Annotated in this window: 19 protein-coding genes, 1 tRNA gene and 7 pseudogenes; 19 read left to right on the top strand and 8 right to left on the bottom strand. The window is 71.7% G+C overall.

Annotated elements, in window-relative coordinates; translation table 11 throughout:
* Window positions 1-5: 5 nt before the first annotated feature.
* Window positions 6-1,331 (top strand): MFS transporter, encoded by a 1,326-nt coding sequence (locus MTP03_RS12275; RefSeq protein ID WP_248492143.1) that lies wholly within the window; start codon window positions 6-8, stop codon window positions 1,329-1,331.
* A 290-nt stretch (window positions 1,332-1,621) separates the two neighbouring features.
* Here MTP03_RS12275 and MTP03_RS12270 read toward each other — a convergent pair whose 3' ends face one another.
* The 3 genes and pseudogenes from MTP03_RS12270 to MTP03_RS12260 all read right to left on the bottom strand — a co-directional run bounded on the left by MTP03_RS12270 (window position 1,622) and on the right by MTP03_RS12260 (window position 4,797).
* Entirely contained in the window at window positions 1,622-2,659 is a 1,038-nt protein-coding gene (locus tag MTP03_RS12270; RefSeq protein ID WP_248488558.1) for an MlaD family protein, read from the bottom strand.
* A gap of 70 nt (window positions 2,660-2,729) precedes the next feature.
* A pseudogene (locus MTP03_RS12265) lies at window positions 2,730-3,724 on the bottom strand (glycosyltransferase 87 family protein).
* A 296-nt stretch (window positions 3,725-4,020) separates the two neighbouring features.
* On the bottom strand, window positions 4,021-4,797 hold the full coding sequence (locus MTP03_RS12260; RefSeq protein WP_248488557.1) for a siderophore-interacting protein: 777 nt from the start codon (window positions 4,795-4,797) through the stop codon (window positions 4,021-4,023).
* Between the two features lie 126 nt (window positions 4,798-4,923).
* Here MTP03_RS12260 and MTP03_RS12255 point away from each other — a divergent pair, with 126 nt between their 5' ends.
* Entirely contained in the window at window positions 4,924-6,300 is a 1,377-nt protein-coding gene (locus tag MTP03_RS12255) for a DUF2252 domain-containing protein (RefSeq protein WP_248488556.1), read from the top strand.
* Between the two features lie 364 nt (window positions 6,301-6,664).
* Window positions 6,665-7,582, top strand: a complete 918-nt coding sequence (locus tag MTP03_RS12250; RefSeq protein ID WP_248488555.1) for a tyrosine-protein phosphatase — start codon at window positions 6,665-6,667, stop codon at window positions 7,580-7,582.
* Here the strand turns inward: MTP03_RS12250 and MTP03_RS12245 are convergent.
* The 3 genes from MTP03_RS12245 to MTP03_RS12235 all read right to left on the bottom strand — a co-directional run bounded on the left by MTP03_RS12245 (window position 7,579) and on the right by MTP03_RS12235 (window position 9,285).
* Window positions 7,579-8,040, bottom strand: a complete 462-nt coding sequence (locus MTP03_RS12245) for a hypothetical protein (protein ID WP_248488554.1) — start codon at window positions 8,038-8,040, stop codon at window positions 7,579-7,581. The genes MTP03_RS12250 and MTP03_RS12245 overlap by 4 nt on opposite strands.
* Before the next feature lie 50 nt (window positions 8,041-8,090).
* A complete protein-coding gene (locus MTP03_RS12240; RefSeq protein WP_248488553.1) occupies window positions 8,091-9,131 on the bottom strand; it encodes a sorbosone dehydrogenase family protein in 1,041 nt (346 codons plus the stop codon).
* A gap of 80 nt (window positions 9,132-9,211) precedes the next feature.
* Window positions 9,212-9,285: transfer RNA gene (locus tag MTP03_RS12235), tRNA-Pro, on the bottom strand.
* A gap of 134 nt (window positions 9,286-9,419) precedes the next feature.
* Here MTP03_RS12235 and MTP03_RS12230 point away from each other — a divergent pair.
* The 4 genes and pseudogenes from MTP03_RS12230 to MTP03_RS12215 form a co-directional block, all read left to right on the top strand.
* Window positions 9,420-9,692: pseudogene (locus MTP03_RS12230) on the top strand (NAD(P)H-dependent oxidoreductase); the annotation flags it as partial.
* Window positions 9,665-9,910 (top strand): annotated as a pseudogene (locus MTP03_RS23750) (hypothetical protein); the annotation flags it as partial. The pseudogenes MTP03_RS12230 and MTP03_RS23750, both read left to right, overlap by 28 nt.
* A gap of 6 nt (window positions 9,911-9,916) precedes the next feature.
* Window positions 9,917-10,150: a hypothetical protein gene (locus MTP03_RS12220; protein ID WP_248492363.1), complete on the top strand. Its 234-nt coding sequence runs from the start codon at window positions 9,917-9,919 to the stop codon at window positions 10,148-10,150.
* A gap of 7 nt (window positions 10,151-10,157) precedes the next feature.
* Window positions 10,158-10,598, top strand: a complete 441-nt coding sequence (locus MTP03_RS12215) for a nitroreductase/quinone reductase family protein (protein WP_248488552.1) — start codon at window positions 10,158-10,160, stop codon at window positions 10,596-10,598.
* Window positions 10,599-10,630: 32 nt separating this feature from the next.
* Here MTP03_RS12215 and MTP03_RS12210 read toward each other — a convergent pair whose 3' ends face one another.
* Entirely contained in the window at window positions 10,631-11,155 is a 525-nt protein-coding gene (locus MTP03_RS12210) for a maleylpyruvate isomerase N-terminal domain-containing protein (RefSeq protein ID WP_248488551.1), read from the bottom strand.
* 290 nt (window positions 11,156-11,445) lie between these two features.
* Between MTP03_RS12210 and MTP03_RS12205 the strand changes: the two genes are divergently transcribed.
* The gene (locus MTP03_RS12205) at window positions 11,446-12,084 is read left to right on the top strand and encodes an alpha/beta fold hydrolase (RefSeq protein ID WP_371820742.1); all 639 of its coding nucleotides are present in this window, start codon (window positions 11,446-11,448) and stop codon (window positions 12,082-12,084) included.
* A gap of 21 nt (window positions 12,085-12,105) precedes the next feature.
* Here MTP03_RS12205 and MTP03_RS12200 read toward each other — a convergent pair.
* Window positions 12,106-15,021: pseudogene (locus tag MTP03_RS12200) on the bottom strand (FAD-binding and (Fe-S)-binding domain-containing protein).
* 13 nt (window positions 15,022-15,034) lie between these two features.
* Here MTP03_RS12200 and MTP03_RS12195 point away from each other — a divergent pair.
* From MTP03_RS12195 to MTP03_RS23740, 11 genes and pseudogenes are all read left to right on the top strand, one after another.
* A complete protein-coding gene (locus tag MTP03_RS12195; RefSeq protein WP_248488549.1) occupies window positions 15,035-16,513 on the top strand; it encodes a M28 family peptidase in 1,479 nt (492 codons plus the stop codon).
* A 53-nt stretch (window positions 16,514-16,566) separates the two neighbouring features.
* Window positions 16,567-18,870 (top strand): accessory Sec system translocase SecA2, encoded by a 2,304-nt coding sequence (gene secA2 / locus MTP03_RS12190; protein ID WP_248488548.1) that lies wholly within the window; start codon window positions 16,567-16,569, stop codon window positions 18,868-18,870.
* Between the two features lie 7 nt (window positions 18,871-18,877).
* Window positions 18,878-19,486 carry a CDP-alcohol phosphatidyltransferase family protein gene (locus tag MTP03_RS12185; protein WP_248488547.1) on the top strand — a complete coding sequence of 203 codons (609 nt, stop codon included), beginning with the start codon at window positions 18,878-18,880 and terminating at the stop codon, window positions 19,484-19,486.
* 88 nt (window positions 19,487-19,574) lie between these two features.
* Window positions 19,575-19,979, top strand: coding sequence for a glycine cleavage system protein GcvH (gcvH, locus tag MTP03_RS12180; RefSeq protein ID WP_248488546.1), 405 nt, complete (start codon window positions 19,575-19,577; stop codon window positions 19,977-19,979).
* Window positions 19,980-20,117: 138 nt separating this feature from the next.
* Window positions 20,118-20,558 (top strand): FHA domain-containing protein, encoded by a 441-nt coding sequence (locus MTP03_RS12175; protein WP_248488545.1) that lies wholly within the window; start codon window positions 20,118-20,120, stop codon window positions 20,556-20,558.
* A 41-nt stretch (window positions 20,559-20,599) separates the two neighbouring features.
* Window positions 20,600-21,294 (top strand): annotated as a pseudogene (locus MTP03_RS12170) (MerR family transcriptional regulator).
* A gap of 44 nt (window positions 21,295-21,338) precedes the next feature.
* Window positions 21,339-21,856: pseudogene (locus MTP03_RS12165) on the top strand (bifunctional nuclease family protein).
* Window positions 21,857-22,048: 192 nt separating this feature from the next.
* Window positions 22,049-22,663, top strand: coding sequence for a MerR family transcriptional regulator (locus MTP03_RS12160; RefSeq protein ID WP_248488544.1), 615 nt, complete (start codon window positions 22,049-22,051; stop codon window positions 22,661-22,663).
* Window positions 22,664-22,676: 13 nt separating this feature from the next.
* Window positions 22,677-23,045: a YciI family protein gene (locus tag MTP03_RS12155; RefSeq protein ID WP_248488543.1), complete on the top strand. Its 369-nt coding sequence runs from the start codon at window positions 22,677-22,679 to the stop codon at window positions 23,043-23,045.
* A 2-nt stretch (window positions 23,046-23,047) separates the two neighbouring features.
* Window positions 23,048-23,734 (top strand): annotated as a pseudogene (locus MTP03_RS23745) (RNA polymerase sigma factor); the annotation flags it as partial.
* A 46-nt stretch (window positions 23,735-23,780) separates the two neighbouring features.
* Window positions 23,781-24,272 (top strand): hypothetical protein, encoded by a 492-nt coding sequence (locus tag MTP03_RS23740; protein ID WP_248492361.1) that lies wholly within the window; start codon window positions 23,781-23,783, stop codon window positions 24,270-24,272.
* Window positions 24,273-24,488 lie beyond the last annotated feature (216 nt).

Below are 24,488 nucleotides of genomic sequence, written 5' to 3'. Positions count from 1 at the left end.
TGAGCGTGGGGGCGGCCGGTGCGGTACCGGGTTCGACGGTGCCCGGCGTCCCGCGCCGCCAGGTGGTCGCGTGGTGCACCTGGGATTGGGGGAGCGCCGCGTTCAACGCGGTGATGACCACGTTCATCTTCACCGTGTACCTCACGGGCGCGGTGGGCGAGGACGTGGCGGCCCCCAGCGCGACAAGCCGGCTGTCGTGGGCGATGGCGGCGGCGGGGTTCTGCGTGGCGGTGCTCGCACCCGTCCTCGGCGGCCGCTCCGACGCGGCGGGGCGCCGCAAGTTCTCGCTGGCCGTGTGGAGCGCCGTGGTCACGGTGTGCACGGCAGGTTGTTTCTTCGTGCGCGACGAGTCGCAGTACCTGTGGCTGGGGCTATTGCTCCTCGCGGTGGGGACGGTGGCGTTCGAGCTGGTGAACGTGCCGTATTACGCGATGCTCCGGCAGGTGTCGACGCCGGCGACGATCGGGCGGGTGTCCGGGATCGGTTGGGCCTGCGGCTACTTCGGTGGCATCGTGCTGCTCCTGATCTGCAACTTCGGCTTCATCGCCGGTGACGGGCCCACCCGGGGATTCCTGAACGTACCCACCGAGGGCGGGCTGAACATCCGGTTGGTCGCGCTGTTCGCGGCCGCCTGGTTCGCGATCTCCGCGCTGCCGGTGCTGTTCTTCGTGCCCGAGCTGCCCGCCGACCCGTTGGCGGCGCCGCGGCGCGGGATCGTGGGGGCGTACCGGGACCTGTTCGCGACGATCGGGTCGCTGTGGCGCGAGGACCGCAACGTGGTCTGGTTCCTGGTGGCGTCGGCGGTGTTCCGCGACGGGCTGGCGGCCACGTTCACGTTCGGGGCGGTGCTCGCGCACTCGGTGTACGGGATGAGCGAGTCGACGGTGTTGCTGTTCGGCGTGGCCGCGAACGTCGTGGCGGCGCTCGGGGCCGTGATCGCCGGGCGGTTCGACGACCGCATCGGGCCGCGGCCCGTGATCGCGGCGTGCCTGCTGGGGATGCTGATCGCGGGGATGGTGCTGCTGTTCGTGAGTGGCGAGACGATGTTCTGGGTCTTCGGGCTGATGCTGACTGTGTTCGTGGGCCCGGCCCAGTCGTCCGCGCGCAGCATGCTCGCCCGGATGACGGTGCCCGGCCGCGAGGGGGAGATGTTCGGGCTGTACCAGACCACGGGGCGAGCGGCCTCGTTCCTGGGGCCGGCGCTGTTCGGCGTCTTCGTCGCGGTCTTCGACGCCGACCGCGCCGGCATCGGCGGGATCATCGTGGTGCTGGCCCTCGGGCTCGCGCTGCTCCTGCGCGTGCGTCCGGCCCGCGACCGCGCGTTGCTGTAGGGCCGCCCACCCGGTGTGGACGGGTGCACGGAGTGTGTGGCACACGGTAGGGGACGGAAGCCCAGGGAGGGGATTCGGCGTCGCCCGGGGATGAACGCCGGAGCCGCCGCTCGGCGCGGCGCCGATGGCCGACGCCGAAAGGATCACCGCCGGATCGGCTGTCCGAATCGGGCCGAATTCGAGGGCGTTCGTTCGGCGATTGTCCCGGACGGTCCAGTCGCCGGTGCCGATCGCACGCGGCGGTACCAGTCCGCGCCAGGCCGTCGGCGTAGCCGACAGTGCTGAGCGAGTCAGCGCGCGGGCTTGGCGGGCGACGTGGGCTCGGCGGGAGGCCGGCCGGCAGCTGCGGGCCCATCGCCGGCCTCGGGCGGGAGGACAGCGGCGATGGCGGGGTAGTCGACTGACAGGCGCAGGTTCAGCACGGTGCCGTTCGCGGTTTTCGGCATCGCCTTGCGCACGTTGTCCATCAGCTGGGCCAGCTGGATTCCGACGCCGCGTGCGCTGCCGTTGGGGAAGGCGCGCAGGATCGGCTGCATGAGGCTCACCAGCATCGGGGTCGCGGTCTCGAGCCCGGCGAGGGCCTCGGGGGTGAGTATCGCCTGCAGGCCCGCGATGAAGCCGTCTCGTTCGTTGTTGAACCGATCCTGCATCGCGAGGGTCCGCTTCGAATCCCCGTTGTGCAGGGGCTGATAACCCGCGGTGACGCCGAACGCGGGCAGCACGCGCGCGACGGTCGCGTCGGCGGCGATGAGCGACCGCGTGATCGTCGGCAGGGTCTGCGCGGCGGTCAGGCGCTGGGTGTCGTGGACGGTCTGCGCCACGCTCCCCAGCGCGGTCAGCAGCGGCAGCATCGCCTTCGACGAGGCGTCGACGTCGCGCAGTACCTGGCTCATGTGCGGCCGCAGGGCGTCGTTGTTGACGTCGCCGATCGTTGCGATCATGGTGGACACGGTGTTGTCGGTGATCCGCCGGTTCGGTGCGAGTTCGGCGCCGTCACGCAGCGGGCCGCCGCCCTCGTGCGGAGTCAGGACAACTTCGGAGATGCCGAACAGGTTCCCCGCCGAGAACGCGGCCTCGACGTTGTTGGTGAGTGACCGGCCCTGCGGCCCGTCCAGGCGCAACCGGACGCCCTGCTGAGCGTTGCCCAGCGCCTCGACAGCGGTCACCGTGCCCACCTGGAGGCCCTGGAGCCGGACCTTCGAACCCTCGGCGATGCCGGCCGCCACTGCGGGCGTCCGCAGCGTCAGCGTGAACACGTCCTGCGGCCGGAACGCGTTGTACGTCCAGACGGCGCCGCAGATGAGCAGCACGCACAGGGTGACCGCCACTCCGCGTCGACGGAGCTGTGCGGGGTCGGGGCGAAGCCTGGTACCGGAGCAAGATCCACGAATAGACAAATTATCCGCTGTTGTCTGAAATCCCCGCTCCGAGAGGCCCTTTTGTGCCCACCGTCACGACGCTCGCCCTTCTGTGACGGCGCACACCCACGACTCCCGCGACCAGTACGGCAGCGGTGAACAGCACGTACCCGCTCCCGATGATCTGCTGCCACCACGCCCAGGCGAGCTCGCGGTCGTCGCGGCTCGGCAGCAGCCAGTGCGGTCCCACGAAGAACAGCGCGGCCCCGAAGGCGACGGTCCGCCCGAACGTGCGGCTCGGCGTACCGTCGGACAGGGCGACGACGGCGAGGAGCAGGGCCGGAGCCGCCCACACCCAGTGGTGCGACCAGCTCACGGGAGAGACCAGGAGGACCGCCGCCGCGTTGACCAGGAGCGCGGCCGGAACCGCGCCGTCGGCGAGCAGCCGCCGCATCCACACCGCGGCGAGCACCACGGCCACTACTGACAACGCGAGCCACACCGCGGTCGACGCGCCGTCACCGAGTCCGAGTCGGAACGCGAAGCCCTTGAGCGACTGATTGCCCGCGAAGTACGGCGGGCCGATCCGGCTCGTCTCCTTGAGGGTGTGGAACCAGTACTGCGCGGAGTCGGCGGGCATGATCAGCCATGCCACCCCGACCGACGCCGCCGCTGCGGCGACGCTCGTCGCCAGCGCGCGCCAGTCGCGGCGCAGCAGGAACAGCAGCAGGAACGCCGCGGGGGTCAGCTTGATCGAGATCGCGATGCCGATCAGCGCGCCGCGCGGCCAGCGCGGATGCCGCACCAGCACATCTACCGCGATCGCCGCCATGAGCAGTGCGTTGACCTGGCCGAAGCCGAGGTTCTGCCGCACCGGCTCGAGGTACTCGGCGGCGGCGACGCCGGCCAGCACGATCGCGAACCGGGTGCCCCGGTCGAGCCCGGGCGCACGTGCGCGAGCACCAGCCACAGCGTCAGGCCGATCGCGCCGAGAGTGAGTGCGAACATCACCGCGCCCGCCGCCCAGGAAGACATCACGGCGAACGGGACGAAGGCGATGGCCGCGAGCGGCGGGTACGTGAAGGGGAGCGCGATGTCGCCGATCGGCGGCAGCTTCCCGTAGAGGTCGCCGCCGTCCAGCCAGGTGCGCGCGCCGAGCCGATAGACCTCCAGGTCGAGGAAGCCGTGCCACACGTTCAGTGCCAGGCCCAGAACCGTCGCCGCGACGAGGAGTGCGGCGCCCGCGACGACCCGGCGACGGGGCGTGGACAGCAGCGTGGGCGGGGGTGGCAGCGGGCTCGGCACCGAGCCACACTATCGCAAAGCCCGGATCAGTCGATCTGCCCGATGGGCTGGCGCTTCTCGGCTTGGAACGCGTCCTCGGCCCGGCCGCGCGCCCAGTATCCCGAGATGGAGATCCGCTCGCGCGGGACGCTCAGCTCCCGCAACACCTTCCGGATGGCCTTGATGGATTCGCGCTCGCCGTGCGCGAACACCTGGGCGCTCGCGCGGTCGTCGGGCCAGTGGGCGACGGCGACCTGCCGGGCGAGGTGCTCGGTGTCCGCGGTGTCCGGGTTGACCACCCAGCGCACGTCCACGCCAGACGGTGCCGTCAGCGCGATCCGGTCCTCGTCGCCCTCCACCTCGATGAGTGCCGTGCCCCGGGCGCCGTCGGGTAGGGCCTCGAGCGCTGCGGCGATCGCCGGCACCGCGGAGAGGTCGCCGGCGAGCAGGTGCCACGCCGCCTCCGGATCCGGGCGGTACGCGCCGCCTGGGCCCATGATCGTGAGGGCGTCGCCCGGCTGCGCGGACCCCGCCCACGGACCGGCGAGGCCCTCGTCGCCGTGGACCACGAAGTCGATGGCGATGCGGCGGGCGGCGCGGTCGAACGCGCGGACGGTGTAGGTACGGGTGGCGTCGCCGAACGCGAGCTTGACGTACGCGTCCGTGGCGGCGAGGCCCGGCAGGGACGGGTCGCCGAACTCGGCGAGGGATTCCCCCTCGGCGGTCACGCGGACGAGGTGGGCGCCGATGGTGTCGGTGCGAACGACCGTGACGTCGTAGGTCGGTCGCGGGCGGCGGGCTGGGGGAGTGCTGGTCTCGGTCACGCCGTCCACCGTACGCCTCATTAGTTAGGGTCTCCTAAACGAGGGTGCGGAGTGGTCCGGCGGCTCGCGGTCGTACGGGATCGGGATCCCGCCGGACGCCGGTGTACGCGACTACTATCGGGGTTCATGACGTCAGACCGACCGAGCGGCAAGGACCTTCGCAAGCTGGTCTCCCGCGCCTCCCAGGGACGGTTCGCCTCCGACGGCCGCGATCCGGTGGGGATCATCCGCGAGCAGAACAGCACCCGCATCCAGGAACTCGTCCCGGTGCGCATCGCGCGCATGCTGCACTCGCCGTTCACCTTCTACCGCGGCGGCGCCGCGATCATGGCGCACGACCTGGCCGGAGTGCCGAACACGGGCGCGCTCGTGATGAGCTGCGGCGACGCGCACATCGCGAACTTCGGCCTGTTCGCCTCTCCCGAACGACGCCAGCTCTTCGACGTCAACGACTTCGACGAGGCCGGGGTGGCGCCGTGGGAGTGGGACGTCAAGCGCCTCGCGGCGAGCGTCGTGATCTCCGCCCGCGAGAACGGCTACACCGACGCGCAGGCCACCGACGCCGTTGTCGCCGCGGTGGGCACCTACCGCACCACACTGGCGCAGCTGATGCAGCTCGGTGCCGTCGACCGCTACTACGTCTCGGTGGACGTCGACACGCTCACCGCCGTCGCGGACGACAAGCCGTTCAAGGCCCTCATCGCGCAGACCGCGAAGAAGGCCCGCAAGCGCACCTCGGGGCGCATGGTCGAGAAGATCACGGCGACAAGGGAGAACGGCGAGCCGCACATCGTGGCCGACCCGCCGACGCTGGTCCCCGCGCCGACGAAGCTGGTGCAGGACTTCGAGGGGATCTACGGCCACTACCTCGACTCGCTGCGCGCGGATGCGCGCGCCCTGCTCGCCCAGTTCCGGGTTCTCGACTGGGCGCTGCGCGTCGTGGGGGTCGGCAGCGTGGGCACCCGCTGCTTCATCGTGCTGCTCGGCCGAGACGCCCCGGACGGCACCACGGAGACGCTGTTCCTCCAGGTCAAGGAGGCTGCCGAATCGGTGCTGCAGACCTACGGCCGGCTCGGGCCCGCGATCATGCCGCCCGGCGCCCCGTCGAGCGGCGTGCAGGCCTGGCGCGTCGTGGCCGGCCAGCAGACGCTGCAGGCCCAGTCCGACCCGTTCCTCGGGTACACGCCCACGGTGCGCGGGCGCGACTACTACTGGCGACAGTTCCGCGACATGAAGGGCTCCGTCGCGACCGAGTTGCTCACCCACAACCAGTTCGGCCAGTACGGCAGGGCCTGCGCGGGCGTGCTGGCGCGGGCGCACGCCCAGTCGCCGCAGGCCGCGCTCGCATCGACGTACCTCGGCAAGTCCACCGAGTTCGACGAGGCGGCGGCCCGGTTCGCGACCGCCTACGCCGATCAGAACGAGAAGGACTACGACGCGGTGCGCGACGCGGTCAAGGCCGGGGTGCTGCCCTGTGCCGACGACACGGGCCGAGAGTCTTAGCGGGACCTTGACGGCGCCGGCCCTTCCCGTCGCGGCACCGCCCCAGTAGACCGGTAGGCGTGACTCTGATGGAGGTTCTCCCCTCACTCGCGCGGGCCGGCGTCGCCCGCTCCTTCGACCCCGCGATCTGGCCGGAGGGCACGGCGATGGACGGCGACGACGTCCTCATCGCCGGCGTCCCCGCCGGCGTCCTGACGGGCCCGCCGGCCGACGGCGCACCGTCGGGCCCGCCAGTGGTGGTGTGCCGGATCGCCCGGCTCGTGCGCTCCGGCCCGGTGGTGCTCTGCGACGTGGCCGGCCCCGTTCCCCGCACGCCGTCCTGGCGGACGTCGCGTGGCCCGGTGCGCGGCTCGCGGGGGCGCGGATGCGGCAGCTGCTGGTGCGGGGGTCCGACGGTACGCGGCTCGCCGCGCGCGTCGAGGTGCCGGCCGCCGTCCCGCTCGACGCGCTCCTGGTGCTCGCGCTCCGCGGCCCCGGAGGCGTGCGCTGGGCGCGTCCACAGGAGGCCTTGGACGCCCGGCATGACCCGTCCGGCTACGCTCGGGATGTGGACAACTTCCGCGATGTGGCGGGGCCGGACGGGTACGAGGCCGAGGGCGGGCGCATGCGCCGCGGGGTGCTGTTCCGTTCCAACGCCCTCGACGAGGCGTCGGTCGACGGTGCGCGGCTGGCCGCGGTGGGCCTGACGGGGGTCTTCGACCTCCGGATGACCGTCGAGGTGACGCCGAAGCCCGACGTGGTTCCCGGCGGAGCGCGGTACGTGCGGTTCAACGTGATCGGCGACGACGTGGAGCTCGGCGCGCTGGACCCGAAGTCGCTCACCGATGCGGCCGGGGCGCGCGAGCTGCTGACGGACGTGTACCGGATGTTCGTCGCCGAAGACAACGCGCGGGCCCAGTTCGCCGGGCTGCTGCGCGCCATCGCGGCCGCCGATGGCCCGCACGTGTTCCACTGCAGCGCGGGCAAGGACCGCACGGGCTGGGCGGCCGCGGTCGTGCAGCGGATCCTGGGCGTCTCGCCCGACGACGTGCTGGCGGACTACCTGCTCACGAACGAGTACTCCGCGGCGACGATCGCGAAGATCGCGGCCGGTGCCGCGGCGGAGCGGGGCGCGGCCATCGGCGAAGCCGCGCGGGTGCTCGCGGGGGTCTTCCCGGAGGCGCTGCAGGCGTCGTTCGACGAGGTGGACGCTCGCTACGGCGGGTTCGACGGATACGTGCGCGCCGGGCTCGGGCTCGATGACGGCGTGATCGAGAAGCTGCGGGCGAAGCTGATCGCCTAGGCGGCCTTCCGGCCGCGGGTGGCGAACGTCCCGTCGACCTGGCGGAAGCCGATCGCGTCGACCGCGCACTCCAGCCCGCCGTCGCGGAGCGCTGTGCACGATGCGCCGTGGACCGACAGGCGCGCCCCCTGCGGGAGCCGGTCGCGTCGTTCGCCGGCTCCCGGTCGCCGCTCGAGGAAACGCCAGCCGCGCTCGGTGATCTCCACCGCTTCGGGCCGAATGCTGCGCCCACGCACCGTGATCCGCGTGCCCGCCGGCGCGGAGATCCCGCAGCGGACCGTGGTGGGGTCGGCGGTGATCGTGCACGCGCGGGTGGCCCCGTCGTAGCGGTAGGTGAAGGCGTATCCGCCGCCGTCGGTTCGGTACCGATCGGGGTCCACGGCGGGCGCGGCGCCGGCGGGTGCCGCGGACAGCACCGTTGCGACGGCGAGGACCGGTGCGAGGAGGGCGCGCTTCATGCACGCCACTGTAGCGCGGATTCAGCGAGAATCCGCTGGTGCGGTGCAGGTCAGCGACCGGTCAGGCGGACGATGCGGTCGTCGCCGGCGCGGGGATCGCCGCGCCCGTCGGTGTTGTTCGTGACGATCCAGACGGCACCGTCGGGTGCGCGGACCGCGTCGCGCAGGCGGCCGTACCCCGTGGCCTCCTCGGTGGACGTGTCGGTCGCCGCGAGGGGAATCACGCGCACGCGCTCGCCGCGGAGGTTCGCGACGTACAGGCGTTCGCCGACGACGGCGATCCCGCTCGGACTGGCCTCCGCCGGCCGCCACTGCTGCAGCGGGTCGATGAAGCCGTCGCGGCGCGCGGCCCCCTCGGCGACGGGCCAGCCGTAGTTGCCGCCCGGCCGGATGAGATTGAGCTCGTCCCAGGTGTTCTGACCGAACTCGCTGGCGTACAGGGCCCCGTCGGGGCCCCACGCGAGGCCCTGCGGGTTGCGGTGCCCGTAGCTGTAGACCAGCGAGCCGGGGAACGGGTTGTCGGCGGGGCGGGCGCCGTCGGGTGTCATGCGCAGGATCTTCCCGCCGAGCTTCGCGAGGTCCTGCGCGTCGTCGCGCTGCGCCGCGTCGCCGACGGTCGCGTAGAGCATCCCGTCGGGGCCGAACGCGAGGCGGCCGCCGTTGTGGATGGACGCGGCGGGCAGGCCGGTGAGGATCGGCTGCGCCGGCCCCAGCGTGTACCGCCCCGCGACGCCGCGCAGCGGCAGCCGGACGATCCGGTTGTCCTCGGCCGTGGTGAGGTACGCGTAGAGGTGGCCGTCGCGGATCGCGATGCCCAGCAGGCCGCCCTCGCCCCGCGCCGCGACTCCGTCGATCCGGCCGACCTCGCGCGGCCGGCCCTGCCACACCTCCACGATCCGGCCGGAGTCGCGCTCGCTGACCAGGGGATCGTTCCCCGCGAAGGCGACCGACCACGGCGCGTCCAGGCCCGTGACCAGTGTGTCCGCCGGTGCGGTCCGGGCGGTCGGGCCCGGTTCCGGCCGGCCCGACGGTGCCTCGCCGCACCCCGCCAGCACCAGTACGACCGCGAGCGTGACTGCGAGGCGTCTCATGCGCCCAGAGTAGGGCGGAACGTCCGGTTGGGCAGTCCGGATACGACGAAAGCCACCTGGTTGTCAGGTGGCTTTCGTTGTCGGGCTGACAGGATTTGAACCTGCGACCACCTGACCCCCAGTCAGGTGCGCTACCAAGCTGCGCCACAGCCCGTGACTCGCTCTCGCGTGCTGTGCAAGATTACCCCACGCGTTCGACGGGGCGAAATCCGCAGGTCATCCGCGCCCGGGCCGGTGAGCGACCGGCCGGGCGGGAATCACCGCCCCGGCCCGCGGGTTGCGCGAGGTATGGACCATACGACCGACGGACGGCGTGCGCTGTGGGTGTTCGCCCATCCCAGCGGGGAATCGCTCAATGCCGCACTGCGGGACGCGGGGGTGGCGGAGCTCCGCCGCGCCGGGTGGTCGGTGGACGTCGACGACCTGTACGCCGAGGGCTTCGACCCGGTGCTCGTCGACGAGGGCGGCGCGGACGTGCGCCGCGAGCAACGCAGGCTGCTGGACGCCGATCTGCTGATCCTGCAGTACCCGCTGTGGTGGTACGGGCCGCCGGCGATGCTCAAGGGCTGGATCGACCGCGTCTTCGAGCGCGGATTCGCCTACGACGTGGCCGATCCCGCGACCGGCCGCAAACGCAAGTACGGCGACGGGGCCTCGTGGGACGCCGCGCGCTCGCCGTCGTCACCGCCGGCGATCGCGCCGGTTCGATTGCGCCGCGGGGTATCAGCGGGGACGTCGAGGACATCTTCTGGCCGCTGCTGCACGGCACGTTCTGGTACACGGGCATGGCGGCGCTGCCGCCGCATCTGATCACCGACGTGTACGGCCTCGACGCGGAACGGGTGGGGCGGCTGGCCGACGGCCTCGCCACCAGGTTGCGCACCGTCGACGCGGACGAGCCGATCCCGTACCTGCCGTTGACCGACGAACACTACGACCATTCGATCGCCCTGCACCCGCACGTGCGTGCCGGCGAGCGCGGCGGCCGGGCGCACCGGCGAGAGCGTTCGAGGGCATGATCGGGGCATGACACTCAACGACACCGCGGCCGCGGCCGGGGCCTGGACACTGGAGAACGGGCACCGCGCCCTGCTCGCGATCACCGGCGGCCGGTTCCCCCGGCGGATGCTCGGCATGCAGACGCTGGAACTGCACACGATCGGGCGCAGGTCCGGGCAGCGCCGCTCCACGATGCTCACGGCGCCCGTCTTCGAGAAGGACCGGGTGGTGGTGGTCGCTTCGAAGGGCGGACATTCCGAGAACCCCGACTGGTTCAAGAACCTGGCGGCGAACCCGGACGTCGAGATCACCGTCGACGAGGTGACCACGCCCTGGACGGCGCGCGCGGCGACCCCGGAGGAGAAGAAGCAGCTCTGGCCGCAGATCGTGAAGACGTACCGCGGCTACGACGGCTATCAGAAGCGCACGGATCGCGACATCCCCGTCGTGATCTGCACGCCCCGGTAGCGCGCCGCTTCCGCGGGCCCGTCCCGGGTGGATCAGGGGGTGAACTGCGGGTCCCGCCCGATGAACGCCATCAGCGAGACCACGTCGTCGGTGCCGTCGGGCACGGGGATCGGCGCCCCGAACTGCCCGGACTGCTGCAGCATCGGCCCCATCGCCTCGAGCCCGCCGTGCAGCGCCCGCGCGAACCCCGGGTCGAGCTGCGGGGTGATCCCGCTGGAGCGGGCGAGGTCCCAGGTGTGCATGAAGACGTCGGCGCTGTAGAACTGGTCCAGCAGCTGATCGAGCTGCTTCTCGCCGAGCATCGGATGGGTCACGACGCGATCGGCGTCCGGCGCGTCGAGCAGGGCCTGCACGGCCTCGGTGAGCCGGCCGAAGGCGGCGGCCGGAGCCGCCGCGTCCGCCGGCGCGCCCGGAAGCTCGACGCCGGCGCCCGCGAGGAACCCGGGGAGCCATTCGACGAGGTGGCCGACGACGTCCCGGGCCTTCCACTCGGGGACGGGCGTCTGCGCGTCCCAATCGGTGACGGCGCCGGCGACGTCCGCGAAGGCGGCCGCCACGGCGCGGTGACGGTCGGCGGGGAGAGGGAGCTGAGTTCGGTCATGGCGTCACTGTTGCACGGGCCACCGACACGTGCGTGCCATAGCCTGGGATCCGTGACCGAACATCTGAGCATCGCCACGCCCGCGGGCTCCTTCGACGCCATCGCCGCCGGTCCCGAGACCGGCCGGCCCGTCCTCCTGCTCCACGGATTCCCCGAGGCTGCGACCGAGTGGAGTCACCAGGTCGCGGTGTTGGGGGAGAAGGGCTTCCGCGCCGTGGCCCCGGACCAGCGCGGCTACTCCCCGGGGTGCGGCCCGACGCGCCCGCCGAGTACGGGATGTCCGAGCTGGTGTCCGACGCGATCGCCATCGCCGACGCGCTCGGCTGGGAGAGGTTCGATCTCGTCGGCCACGACTGGGGCGGCGCGGTCGCCTGGTGGACGGCCGCCGAACACCCCGGCCGGCTGCGCTCGCTCACCGTCGTCTCCACGCCGCACCCGGCGGCGCTCGGCCACGCCATGCGCACCGACGAGGACCAGGCGAACCGGTCGCGGTACATGCTCGAGTGGCGCAACGCGCCCGCCACCGAGAACGCCATGCTGGCCGACGGTGCGCGGGAGCTCCGCAGGCTGTTCGGGCGGGACGTCCCCGCCGGTGCGGTGGACGAGTACGTCCAGCGCCTCCGGGAGCCGGGCGCGCTCACCGCAGCGCTCAACTGGTACCGCGCGGGGCGCCCGCCTACCGCGATCGGCCCCGTCGAGACTCCCACCCTGTACGTGTGGACCACCGACGACGTAGCGTTCGGCGACGTCGCCGCGTTCGCGACGAAGGACCACTGCACCGGCCCGTACCGCTTCGAGATGCTCGAGGACGTCTCGCACTGGGCGCCCGAGCACGCGCCCGAGGCGATCACGACCTTGCTGCTCGAGCAGCTCGACGCGACGTGACGGGTTCGGGCCGTCGCGCCGCTATCGTGTGCTTGGGTCGAGCAGCTCCGCGAGGTGTCTCCCCGGCGCCGCGCCGAGTTGCGCCACCTGCATCGCGCACGAGAACCCGTCCGTGAGGACCGCGGCGCCTTCCGGCGCGGACCTGAGCGCCGGGGCGGGCCTGCTCCGCGACCTTCATGCTCACGTCGAAGTGCCGGCGCTCGAAGCCGAAATTGCCTGCCACGCCGCAGCATCCGGTCGCGTCGCGCACTGTCGTGCCGGCGGCCTCGAGGATCCGGCGGTGCGCGCCCGCCCCGAACACCGCGTACTCGTGGCAGTGCGTCTGGAGCACGACCTCGTACGGCACGCCGCTCGCGGGCGCGGGGCGCCACCCTTCGCGCAGCATCGCGTCCGCGTACGAGGCGAAGGTGTGCACCCGCGCCGCGACGCGGCGGGCGGCGTCGGTGGGCACCAGGTCCGGGAGGTCCTTGCGCAGCGCGGCGGCGCAGCTCGGTTCGATCACGACGATCGGGTCGGCGGTGCCGTCGTCCAGCGCGGCCGCGGCGCCCGCCAGGCGTTTCGCCGCGATGGCGAGCTGCCCGGTCGAGATCCAGGTCAGACCGCAGCACACATCGGCGGAGCACTCGACCCGCCGGCCCGCGCGGTCCAGTACTCGGGCCGCCGCACCCGCCACCGCGGGCCGCAGGCCGCGCGTGAAGGTATCCGCGAACAGGACCACCCGCGGACCGCGGGGCGGGGCACCGTCGGACAGGGCGGCCGCGACCTCGCGGCGCCAGGCGCGCCGGGACGCGAACCGGGGCAGGACTCGCTCGCGGGACACCCCGCCCAGCGCGGTTATGAGGCGCGAGAGAGGCGTCCGGAGAACCGCGTTGGCGACCGGCGCCGCGAAGCCGGCCAGCTTCAGCCACACCGGCAGCCGCCCCAGAGTGTAGTGCGAGACGGGCCGCAGCCGGCCGTCGTAGTAGTGCGCGAGGAACTCCGACTTGTAGGTGGCCATGTCGACGCCGGTCGGGCAGTCGGTGGAGCAGGCCCTGCAGGACAGGCACAGGTCCAGGGCCTCGCGGACCGTCTCGGAGCGCCAGCCCTCGGCCACGGTCGCCGAGCTCCGCACCATCTCCTGCAGCGCTCGGGCCCGTCCGCGCGTGGAATCGGTCTCGTCGCCGGTCGCGCGGTAGCTGGGGCACATCACGCCGCCCGCGGCGGAGCGGCACTTGCCCACGCCGATGCAGCCCTGCACCGCATGCACGAACGGGTCGACGCCCGAACCGTGCGCGGGAAGGCGGACGTGCGTGGGCCACGGGCGGTCCGGCACGCCGTCGAGAGCCAGGTTCGCGTCGACCGGATCCGGATCCACGATGGACGCGGGGTTCAGCAGCCCCGACGGATCCCAGATCCGGTGGAACGCGTCGAACGCGGCGAGCATCGCGGGGTACATCACCGGCAGGAACTCCGACCGCGCGCGCCCGTCGCCGTGCTCGCCCGACAGCGAGCCCCGTGCCGCACCACCAGTTCCGCTGCGGCCGCGGTGAACCGGCGGAACACCGCACGGCCCTCGTCGGAACGGAGGTCGTAGGTGATCCGGATGTGCATGCAGCCGGCGCCGAAGTGGCCGTACATCACCCCGTCGAGGTCGTGCTCGGCGAGCAGGTCGCGGAACTCGGCCAGGTAGTCGGCGAGGCGTTCCGGCGCGACCGCGGAGTCCTCCCACCCCGGCCACGACTCGCCGCCGGATGCGAGCCGCGACGACAGCCCGGCACCGTCCTCGCGCACCCGCCACAGCGACGCCCGCTCGCCGGGGTCCGGCACGACCCGGCCGTCCACGAGGCGGCCGTGCGCTCGGAGCCGGTCGAGCAGCTCGTGCGCCCGGGCCTCGACGGTGCCGGGGTCCTCGCCGTCGATGTCGACGTAGAGCCACGCGCCCCCGGCCGGCAGGGCCGCGACGGAGTCCACGCCGCGGCGTGCGCGCATCGTGGCGACGATCTGCTCGTCGACGCCCTCCACCGCGGCCGGGGAGAACTCGAGCACGGCCCCGATGTCGCGGGCGGCGTCGACCACGTCGCGGTAGCCGAGGCACACGAGCAGCGCGCTGGACGGCTTGGGCACCAGCCGCACGCGGGCGCGCACGACGATCGCGCACGTCCCCTCGGACCCGACGAGCGACCGTGCCACGTCGAACCGGTTCTCCGGCAACAGGTGGTCGAGGTGGTAGCCCGAGACCTGCCGCGGGATCGTGCTCAGCCCGTCCGGAACAGTGCCAGGTTCTCCGCCGCCAGGTCCCGCAGCCGCGCGTTGAGTTCGTCCGCGCGCGGCGGCGGCGACGTCGCGCGGGTCGGTGGCCCGCAGCCCGCGTTCCGCGGCGGTGATCCGGAGCCCGTCCGCGGTCACCAGGTCGAGTTCGAGCACGTGGTCGGACATTCGGCCGTGGCGCACCGAGTGATTCCCGCAGGCGTCGTTGCCGATGGCCCCGCCGATCGTCGCGCGGGTGCGGGACGAGGGATCGGGCGCGAAGGTCATTCGTCCCCCGGTCCGCGCCTCCACGGTGCGCGTGAGCTCCGCTAGGACCACCCCGGGGTCGACGTCCGCGACTCCGGCGGCCTCGTCGACTGCGTGGATCGCGGTCAGATGTCGTGAGCAGTCGAGCACCAGCCCGGTCCCGATCGCGTTGCCCGCCATCGATGTCCCTCCGCCGCGCCCGATGACGGGGATGCTCAGGTCACGGCATGCGCGGACGGCCGAAACCACGTCGTCGACGGTGCGCGGGAACGCGACCGCGAGCGGCTCCACGCGGTAGTTGGAGGCGTCGTAGGCGTATTCCGCGCGGCGCAGCTCCGACGTCTCGACGGCCACCCCCGCCGCGGCCAGCCGCCGCGCCGTCTCGTCGGGAAAGTGTGTGTTCACCCCGCAATCATCCGCCCATGCGTATGTAATGGGAGTCATGTTGCATAGGCGAATGAACTCCACCACCATCCGGGTCGTCACCGCGCTCACCGCCGTGGGACTGGCCGTCGCGGGCTGCGGCACCTCCGGCGACGAGGCGGCACCGTCGGACTCCGTGGCCGCGAGCGCGGCGCCCAGCAGTGGTGCGGCCAGCGGCCCCAGCAGCGCCGCGCGACCGGCCCCAGCCGGCGCGGCCGACGACGCCGGTGCCACGGGCAAGGCCCGTGCGCTCGCGGACGCCGTCACGCTCGACGGTGCCGTGGCCCACCTGCAGGCGTTCCAGGACATCGCGAACCGCAACGGCGGCAACCGCGCCCTGGGGTCGCCGGGCTACGAGCAGAGCGTCGAGTACGCCGAGAAGGTGCTCCGCGACGCGGGTACAAGCCCACGCGCCAGGAGTTCACGACGGCGGTCTGGACGGCGTCGAAGGTCGACGTCCGGCGGCGGGCGCGCCCGTCAAGGCCGCGGCGCTGTCGTTCTCCGGCGCCACCGAGGGCACCGTCACCGCGAAGGCGGTCGTCACGGGCAACCAGGGGTGCTCGAGGCCGACCTGCAGAAGGTGACGGAGGGGTCCATCGCGGTGGTGCAGCGCGGCACGTGCACCTTCGGCGACAAGTACAAGACCGCGGCCGCGAAGGGGGCGAAGGCGCTCGTCATCGTCAACAACGCGCCAGGGGACTGGAAGGGCGGCACACTGGGCCTCGACGACGGTGCCTCCATCGCCGTGGTCGGCGTCGCGCAGGACGCACCGATCGCCGACGGCCAGGACCTCACGCTGACCGTCGACGCGAAGACCCAGAAGGCCAAGACCTGGAACGTGCTCGCGGAGACCGAGAAGGGCGACGACGCCAACGTCCAGATGGTCGGCGCGCACCTGGACGGCGTCACCGAGGGGCCGGGCATCAACGACAACGGTACGGGCTCGGCCGCGGTCCTGGAGACGGCGGCCAAGCTCGGCGCCGGTGCCGACGTGAAGAACAAGGTCCGCTTCGCGCTGTGGGGCGCGGAGGAGGAGGGCCTCGTCGGATCGGAGCACTACGTGTCCTCGCTGAGCGAGGAGCAGGCGTCGAAGATCACGCGCTACCTCAACTTCGACATGCTCGGCTCGCCCAACGGCGGCTACTTCACGTTCGACGGTGACGGTTCCTCGAAGCTCGACGGGGGCGCCGGGCCGGCGGGCTCGGGCGTCATCGAGCAGGTCTTCCGGAACTACTTCGCGTGGCGGAACGTGCCAGTCGAGGCCTCGGCCTTCGATGGCCGGTCCGACTACGGCCCGTTCAAGGATGTCGGCATCGCGTCGGGCGGAGCGGACACCGGCGCGGACGGCAAGAAGACCGAGGCGCAGCAGCGGCAGTGGGGTGGCACGGTCGGCGAGATCTACGACCCGAACTACCACAGCCCCCGCGACACCATCGACAACGTCAACCGCGACATCTACCGTGTGGCGATCGGCGCGGTCGGCTTCTCCACGGCGTACTTCGCGGCGCTCTGACGCCCCGGTAGTCTCGACTGCGCAAGCGGTCGAGAGTCGAGTGCGGAGGTCCCGTGGGCAGGTTCAGCAACAAGGTGTGGAAGGTGCTCGGCGCGCAGAGCACGCGGAACCAGTCCCGGTCCGTCGCGCTGATCGAGCAGTCGGCCGCATTCGACGAGTGGGCGCAGGGGCTCTCCGATGCGGAGTTCCCCGACGCCGCGCTGGCGCTGGACGTCTACGACGCGAAGACACAGGACCGCGCGAGGTTCATCGCCGTCGCCCGCGAGGCCGCGGACCGCGCTCTGGGGCTGCGCCCCTTCGACGTGCAGTTGCAGGGCGCCGACCGGCTGCTCGAGGGCGACGTGGTCGAGATGGCCACCGGCGAGGGCAAGACCCTCGCCGGGGCCGTCGCCGCCGCGGGCATGGCGCTGGCCGGGCGCAGCGTGCACGTGATCTCCCCGAACGACTACCTGGCGCGACGCGACGCTGAGTGGATGAAGCCGTTCTTCGACCTGCTCGACGTCACCGTCGGGTACGTGGCCGAGTCCTCGACCCGCGAGGAGCGGCGTGCGGCCTACGCGAAGGACGTGGTGTACGGCTCGGTCAACGAGATCGGCTTCGACGTGCTGCGCGATCAGCTCGCGACCCGCGCCGAGGACCTGCTCTCGCCGAAGCCCGATGTCGCGATCGTGGACGAGGCGGATTCCGTGCTCGTCGACGAGGCGCTGATCCCGCTCGTGCTCGCCGGATCCGTCAAGGGAGACGTGCCGCAGGCCGCGATCATGGAGGTCGTTGCCCGGCTCCGCCAGGGCAAGCACTACGAGGTCGACTCCGACGGCAAGTCGGCGTTCCTCACCGACGACGGCGCCCGCCTGGTTGAGGAGGAACTGGGCGGCATCGACCTGTACTCCGACGCGCACGTCGGTTCCACGCTCCCGCAGGTGAACATCGCGCTGCACGCCTACTCGCTGGTCGAGCGGGACGTGCACTACATCGTCCGCGACGGCGAGGTGAAGCTCATCAACTCCTCCCGCGGCCGCGTCGCCGAGCTGCAGCGCTGGCCCGACGGTCTGCAGGCGGCGGTCGAGGCGAAGGAGGGGCTCTCGCAGACGGATTCGGGCGAGGTGATCGACACGATCACCGTGCAGGCCCTGCTGCAGCGCTACGCGCTGGTGTGTGGCATGACCGGCACCGCGATCGCCGCGGGCGAGCAGCTGCGCCAGTTCTACGACCTCGGCGTCTCGCAGATCCCGCCCAACACGCCGAACATCCGCGTCGACCAGCCGATGCGCGTCTTCGACAACAAGGGCAACAAGGTCGCCGCGATCGTGGACTACGTGCGCGAGGTGCACGAGACGGGCCAGCCGGTGCTGATCGGCACGCACGACGTGGCCGAGTCCGAGGAGCTGGTACACATGCTCAAGATCTCGGGCGTGACCGCGACCGTGCTCAACGCCAAGAACGACGCCGACGAGGCGCGGATCATCGCCGACGCCGGGACCCGGGGCGCGGTCACCGTCTCGACGCAGATGGCGGGCCGTGGTACCGACATCAAGCTCGGCGGGCACGACGCCGGCGACGACAGCGCCGAGCACGACGAGGTGGCCGAGCTCGGCGGGCTCGCGGTGGTCGGCACGGGTCTGCACGACACGGAGCGGCTCGATCAGCAGCTGCGCGGCCGGGCGGGCCGCCAGGGCGATCCGGGGACCTCGGTGATCTTCGCGTCCGTCGAGGACCCGATCGTGGAGCGGCACCTTCCGCTCAAGCGCTCGCCGGGCGGCGCCGACCCGGAGACCGGCGAGTTCCCCCGCGGCAAGGCCGCCGACATGCTCGACTCGGCGCAGCGCGTCGCCGAGGGCGGGATGCTCGAGACGCACGCCAACACGTGGCGGTACAACCAGCTCGTGAACCAGCAGCGCGACCTGGTGATGGCGCGCCGGCACACGCTCCTGACCACCGACCGGCCGCTGGTGGACTTCGAGGAGTACGAGCCCGAGCGGCTGGACGCGCTCCGCGCGGAGATCGACGACGACGTGCTCGAGCAGGCGGCCCGCGAGGCCTTCCTGTACCACCTGGACCGGACCTGGGCCGAGCACCTGGCGTTCGTCTCCGAGGTGCAGACCACGATCCACCTGCGGGCGCTGGGACGTCAGTCTCCGCTCGACGAGTTCCACCGGCTCGTGATCGAGGAGTTCCGCAAGCTCCCGGACGAGGCGGTGCGCCGTGCCCGCGAGACGTTACGGGAGGCGGAGATCACCGCCGACGGGATCGACCTGGCGGGCGCCGATCTCGGGCGCAACACGTTGACCTGGACCTACATGGTCCACGACAACCCGTTCGCCACGAAGGGCATGGCGAACATGTTCGGGATGATCTGAGCGGGACGTGAGCCAGCCGGGGAGGGAGGCAACGTCGGACCCGGGCACGCGACCGAGCGCGCTCAACGTGCCCAACGCCTTGAGTCTGCTCCGCCTGCTGGGCGTGCCGCTGTTCCTGTGGCTGCTGCTGGTGGAGCACAGCGACGTCTGGGCGCTGGTGGTGCTCATGGTGTCGGGGTTCACGGATTGGCTCGACGGCAAGCTCGCGCGGCTGCTGAACCAGCAGACGCGGCTCGGCGAACTGCTCGACCCGGCCGCCGACCGCCTGTACATGATCGCGATCCCCATCGCGTTCGGCGTGCGCGAGATCCTGCCGTGGTGGGTGATCGCGCTGGCGATCGGCCGCGAGGTGGTGCTGGCCGGCACCGTGCCGCTGCTGCGCAGTCGCGGTATCACGGCCCTGCCCACGCTCTACCTGGGCAAAGCCGCGACGATGGCGCTGATGTACGCGCTCCCGATGCTGCTGGCCGGGACCTTCGACAACGGGTTCGGTGCCGTGATGCACCCGCTGGGCTGGGCGTTCCTCATCTGGGGCCTGGGCATGTACTGGTGGACCCTGGCGCTCTACTGGTGGCAGACGGTGCTGGTGATGCGTGACCTGCCCCGGGTGCGGTAACCCGGGGGTGTGTTGCTCAATCATCATGCCGCCCACTAAGTTGTAACCCGCTGCGCGCCCGCACAGCCCTCGCGAAAGGACGTCCACGTTGAGTGCCAGCTTCCCTGGAGAACTGCTGTACACCCCTGATCACGAGTGGCTGCTGAAGAAGAGCGACACGGTGGTGCGGATCGGGATCACCGACTACGCGCAGGACCAGCTGGGCGACGTGGTCTTCGTGCAGCTCCCGGAGGACGACGCCGAGGTGACCTCGGGAGATTCGTTCGCGGAGGTGGAGTCCACCAAGAGCGTGTCCGACATCTTCGCGCCGCTGTCGGGTACCGTCGTCGCGATCAACGGCGAGCTGGATTCGAGCCCGGACCTGATCAACTCGGATCCGTACGGCGAGGGCTGGATCGTCGAGATCGAAGCCTCCTCCCCGGAGGATCTCGAGTCCGCGCTGGGTGAGCTGCTCGACGCCGACGCCTACAAGGCGCTCACCGCCGAGGCGTGAGACGTCCTTCCTTAGAGCGGCTTTAGAGCTGTTCGAATCCGGCCGCCTTTCCGGCGCCGGGCGCGGTACCGTGGACAGCGAGTCCATCTGGTGCCGTGATCCATAGATCTGTGCAGTAATCACTGACGAAGGAGCGATGTGAGCGAGAACGACAAGGGCAACGAATCGGCCCCCGTTGAGACCACTTCGGTGTTCCGCGCCGACATCATCCGCGAGATGGACGCCTCCGGAGGCCCCGAGAACGATGCGCCCGTCCAGGGCCTCGACAACCTCCCGGCCGGCGCCGCCCTGCTCGTGGTGAAGCGCGGCCCGAACGCGGGTTCCCGCTTCCTGCTGGACCAGGAGACCACCTCCGCCGGCCGCCACCCCGACAGCGACATCTTCCTCGACGATGTCACCGTGTCGCGGCGCCACGCCGAGTTCCGCGCCGTCGAGGGCGGGTTCACCGTGGTCGACGTGGGCAGCCTGAACGGCACGTACGTCAACCGCGAGCCGGTCGACGCGTCGCCGCTCGCACACGGCGACGAGGTGCAGATCGGTAAGTTCCGGCTGGTGTTCTTCGTCCCCACCGCGGGCTGACACCTGTGACGGCACCACGTCAGGAATCCGCCCCGAGCGCGATGTCGATCGGGGCGGTCCTCGAACGTCTTCGTGACGAGTTTCGGACGTGACCATCTCCAAGATCCGATTCCTCGAGTCGGAGGGGCTGGTCACTCCCGACCGGTCCCCGTCGGGGTATCGGCGGTTCTCGCCGAAGGACTGCGAGCGGCTCAAGTACGTGCTTACCGCGCAGCGCGACTATTACCTGCCGCTCAAGATCATCAAGGAGCAACTGGACGCGCACGATCGGGGCGAGGCCGTCGACGGTCCCGCCCCGCGTGCGCCCCGCGCGCTCGCAGCGGTGTCGTCCAAGACGGCGCCCGCCACCGACTTCTCGGCGCGTCGGCAGACGCGGATCAGCCGGTCCGACCTGCTGGCCCGCTCGGGCGCGGACGAGGCGTTCCTGCGCGAGCTGGAGCGGTCCGCGCTGCTCAATTCGGGCAAGGCGGGCTTCTTCGACGAGGACGCCGTGTCGCTGGTGCAGGCCGCGAAGGCGCTCGCCGAGTTCGGCCTCGAGGCGCGGCACCTGCGCGCCTTCAAGACGTCGGCCGATCGCGAGGCCGGCCTGATCGCGCAGATCGCCAACCCCGTCGCCCGCGGGGGCGACGCGGGGGCGGCCGAGCGCGCCGCCGAACTGGTGCGCGAGCTCGCGGCGCTGTCGGTCACCTTCCACACGCAGCTGGTCAAGGCCGCGGTCAAGGACGCCGTCCGCTGACCCGGTTGTGGGTCGGCGGCCGCCGTCGCCGGTAAGCTGGAACCATGATCGAGATGACCGTCGCGGGCATCCGGATGGACCCGCCGCAGAACGATCCCGTGCTGCTGTTGCGTGAGGCTTCCGGGCCTCGGTACCTGCCCATCTGGATCGGGCAGGGCGAGGCCACCGCCATCGCGATCAAGCTGCAGGGCGTGGAGCCGCGCCGGCCGCTCACGCACGATCTCATCGTCGATCTGCTCGAGACCCTCGGCCGTTCCCTCACCGAGGTCCGGATCACGGGTCTCCAAGGGGCACCTTCTTCGCCGACCTGGTGCTCGACGGTGACCAGACGGTCTCGGCCCGGCCGTCGGACTCCGTGGCCATGGCAGTGCGCCTCGAAGTGCCGATCTACGCGGAGGAGGAGGTGCTCGCCGAGGCGGGACTGCTCCTTCCCGACGAGGAAACCGAAACGGGCGCAAGCGAATCCGGCGAAGAGCCACCGGCCGATGAAGAGGTCGAGGCGTTCAAGGAGTTCCTCGATTCGATCTCCGCCGACGACTTCAAAGCGCCCGGCGACTCCTGACCCTTCGGTCACGATTCGGTCTCGACCTAAAGTTCAACTTGAGGTTGTGGGTGTGTCGCGTTGATTCGAGGCGCCGCGCGCCATAGCGTTCACGACGAACACCGCGAATGGCACCGAGGGAATTACACCGACGGCCTCCACGCGGCAGGCGTACCGTTGAGGTGCGCACGGGACCTCACGAGGGAGACGGCAGTGACCGATCAGGACGGCACCGGGCAGAACGCTCCGCACACGGATTCGTCCGTCGGCACGCAGGGCGCGCTGGACGACATCGCCCCCGGCATCTTCCCCAATGACACGATCCCCGACGAGCTGCTCGGCTACCGCGGCCCCAGCGCCTGCCAGATCGCCGGCATCACCTATCGCCAGCTGGACTACTGGGCCCGCACCTCGCTGGTCGTCCCGTCCATCCGCAGCGCCGGCGGGTCGGGCACGCAGCGCCTGTACTCGTTCAAGGACGTGCTCGTCCTGAAGATCGTCAAGCGCCTGCTCGACACCGGAATCTCGCTGCAGAACATCCGCGTCGCGGTCGACCACCTGCGGTCGCGCGGCGTCGAGGACCTCGCCCGGATCACCCTGTTCTCCGACGGCACCACCGTGTACGAGTGCACCAGCGCCGAGGAGGTCGTGGACCTGCTGCAGCACGGCCAGGGCGTCTTCGGCATCGCCGTGTCGGGCGCCATGCGCGAGCTCACCGGCACGATCGCCGACTTCCCCGGCGAGCGGGCCGACGGCGCCGCCGCCGAGGCCGCGCCCGAGGACGAGCTGGCCTCGCGTCGCCGCAACCGCGCCCGCGCCACCGGGTAGCTCCGACCTCGCCATGAAGTTCCTGCTCCTGGGTTACACCCCGGCCGAGGCCTGGGACGGCGCGACGGCGGACGTACCGTCCGAGGATGCGCTCGCGGCGTTCGCCGAGTATCAGAAGTTCGAGGCGGAGCTCCGTGCCACCGGCGAGTTCGTCAGCGCCGAGGGGCTGGGGCATCCCGTGATGTCCACGACGGTCCAGAAGCGGGACGGCGCAGTGGTCGTGACCGACGGTCCGTACGCGGAGCTCAAGGAGGTGCTCGCCTCCTTCGCGATCATCGACGTCTCGAGCCTCGACCGGGCGAAGGACATCGTGGCCAGGATGGTCGCCGTACTCGGCGAACCGATGGAGATCCGCCCGATCATGGGCGACGATTTCGCTTGACGGTGCCCGCGCGCGACCTCGAGACCGTGCTGCGGACGGAGGCCCCGCACGTGGTGGGCGCGCTCGCCCGCCGGTTCGGGCGGTTCGACGCCGCGGAGGACGCCGCGCAGGAATCGATGCTCGCCGCCGCCCGGCAGTGGCCGGAGGAGGGCGTTCCCGACGATCCGCGCTCATGGCTCATCCGCGTCGGCTACCGCCGCATGGTCGACCTCATCCGGGCTCAGCAGGCGGACCGTCGTCGCGCGGAGGAGTACGCGGCGGCCGCGGAGCGCGGAACCGAGGCCCTTGCCGTCGACGACAGCCTGCACGTGCTGCTGCTGTGCTGCCACCCCGTGCTGTCGGCCACCTCACGGGTCGCCCTCACGCTGCGCGCCGTGGGAGGCCTGAGCACCGCGGAGATCGCCCACGCGCACGGTGTCACGGAGCAGACCATGGCGGCGCGGATCAGCCGGGCCAAACAGCAGCTCCGCAGGGCCGGAGCCCGGTTCGAATTCTCCACCGCCGACGACCTGGAGGTCCGTGCCGCGTCGGTCCGCACGGTTCTCTACCTCGCTTTCAACGAGGGCTACACGGCGACGGCGGGCGCTCGGCTGGTGCGTACCGATCTCGCGGCCGAGGCGATCCGCCTGGCGCGCCTGTTGTGTCGCCACGTGCCCGACGACGCGGAATCCGCCGGCCTGCTCGCCCTCATGCTGCTCGTCCACGCCCGCCGGGACGCGCGGGCCGACGCCGACGGTGCGCTCGTCCCCGGCGGAGCAGGACCGCGCGCGGTGGGACCGCCCCATGATCGCGGAGGGCACGGCCCTCATCGAGGCAGTGTGGCAGCAGGGCTCGGTCGGCCCGTACCGGCTGCAGGCGGCGATCGCCGCGGTGCACGACGAGGCGCCGTCGGATCGGGAGACGGACTGGCCCCAGATCGCCGCTCTCTACCTGGCGCTCGAACACCTCGAACCGGGCGGGCCGGTGATGCTGGCGCGGGTCGTCGCCGTCGCCCACGCCTACGGCGAACAGCAGGCCCTCGACCTGCTCGACACCCTCGACCGCGCGCACGGGTTGCTGGCGAACCCGCTCACCGCGCAGCGGGCACACGCGGTCCGGGCGCACCTGTTGGCCCGCTCGGGACGCGACGACGTCGCGCGGGCGGAGTTCCTCGCGGCCGCTGACCTCACGGCGAACGACGTGGAGGCGCGATACCTCCGGGACAGGGCCGGCGAACCACCGGCGTGACCCGCCGGAAGAAATTCTGCGAGAGACGTCAAGAACCGCGCGTCGGTTCCGAGGTGTCGTGTGAAGGCCGCCGAAGGGGTGGCCGGACACCACGAAGGAGCTCGCCATGAACGCCATCAGCACCACCGTCACCTCGACCGTCACCTCAGCGGACGGCACCGTCATCGCCTACGAGCGCACGGGGTCCGGCCCGGCGATGGTGATCGTCAGCAACGT

The organism is Tsukamurella sp. PLM1 (assembly GCF_023168325.1).
Classification (GTDB): Bacteria; Actinomycetota; Actinomycetes; order Mycobacteriales; family Mycobacteriaceae; genus Tsukamurella.
Note: the sequence above shows the minus strand (reverse complement) of the source record. Positions and strands in the feature narration are given on the sequence as shown.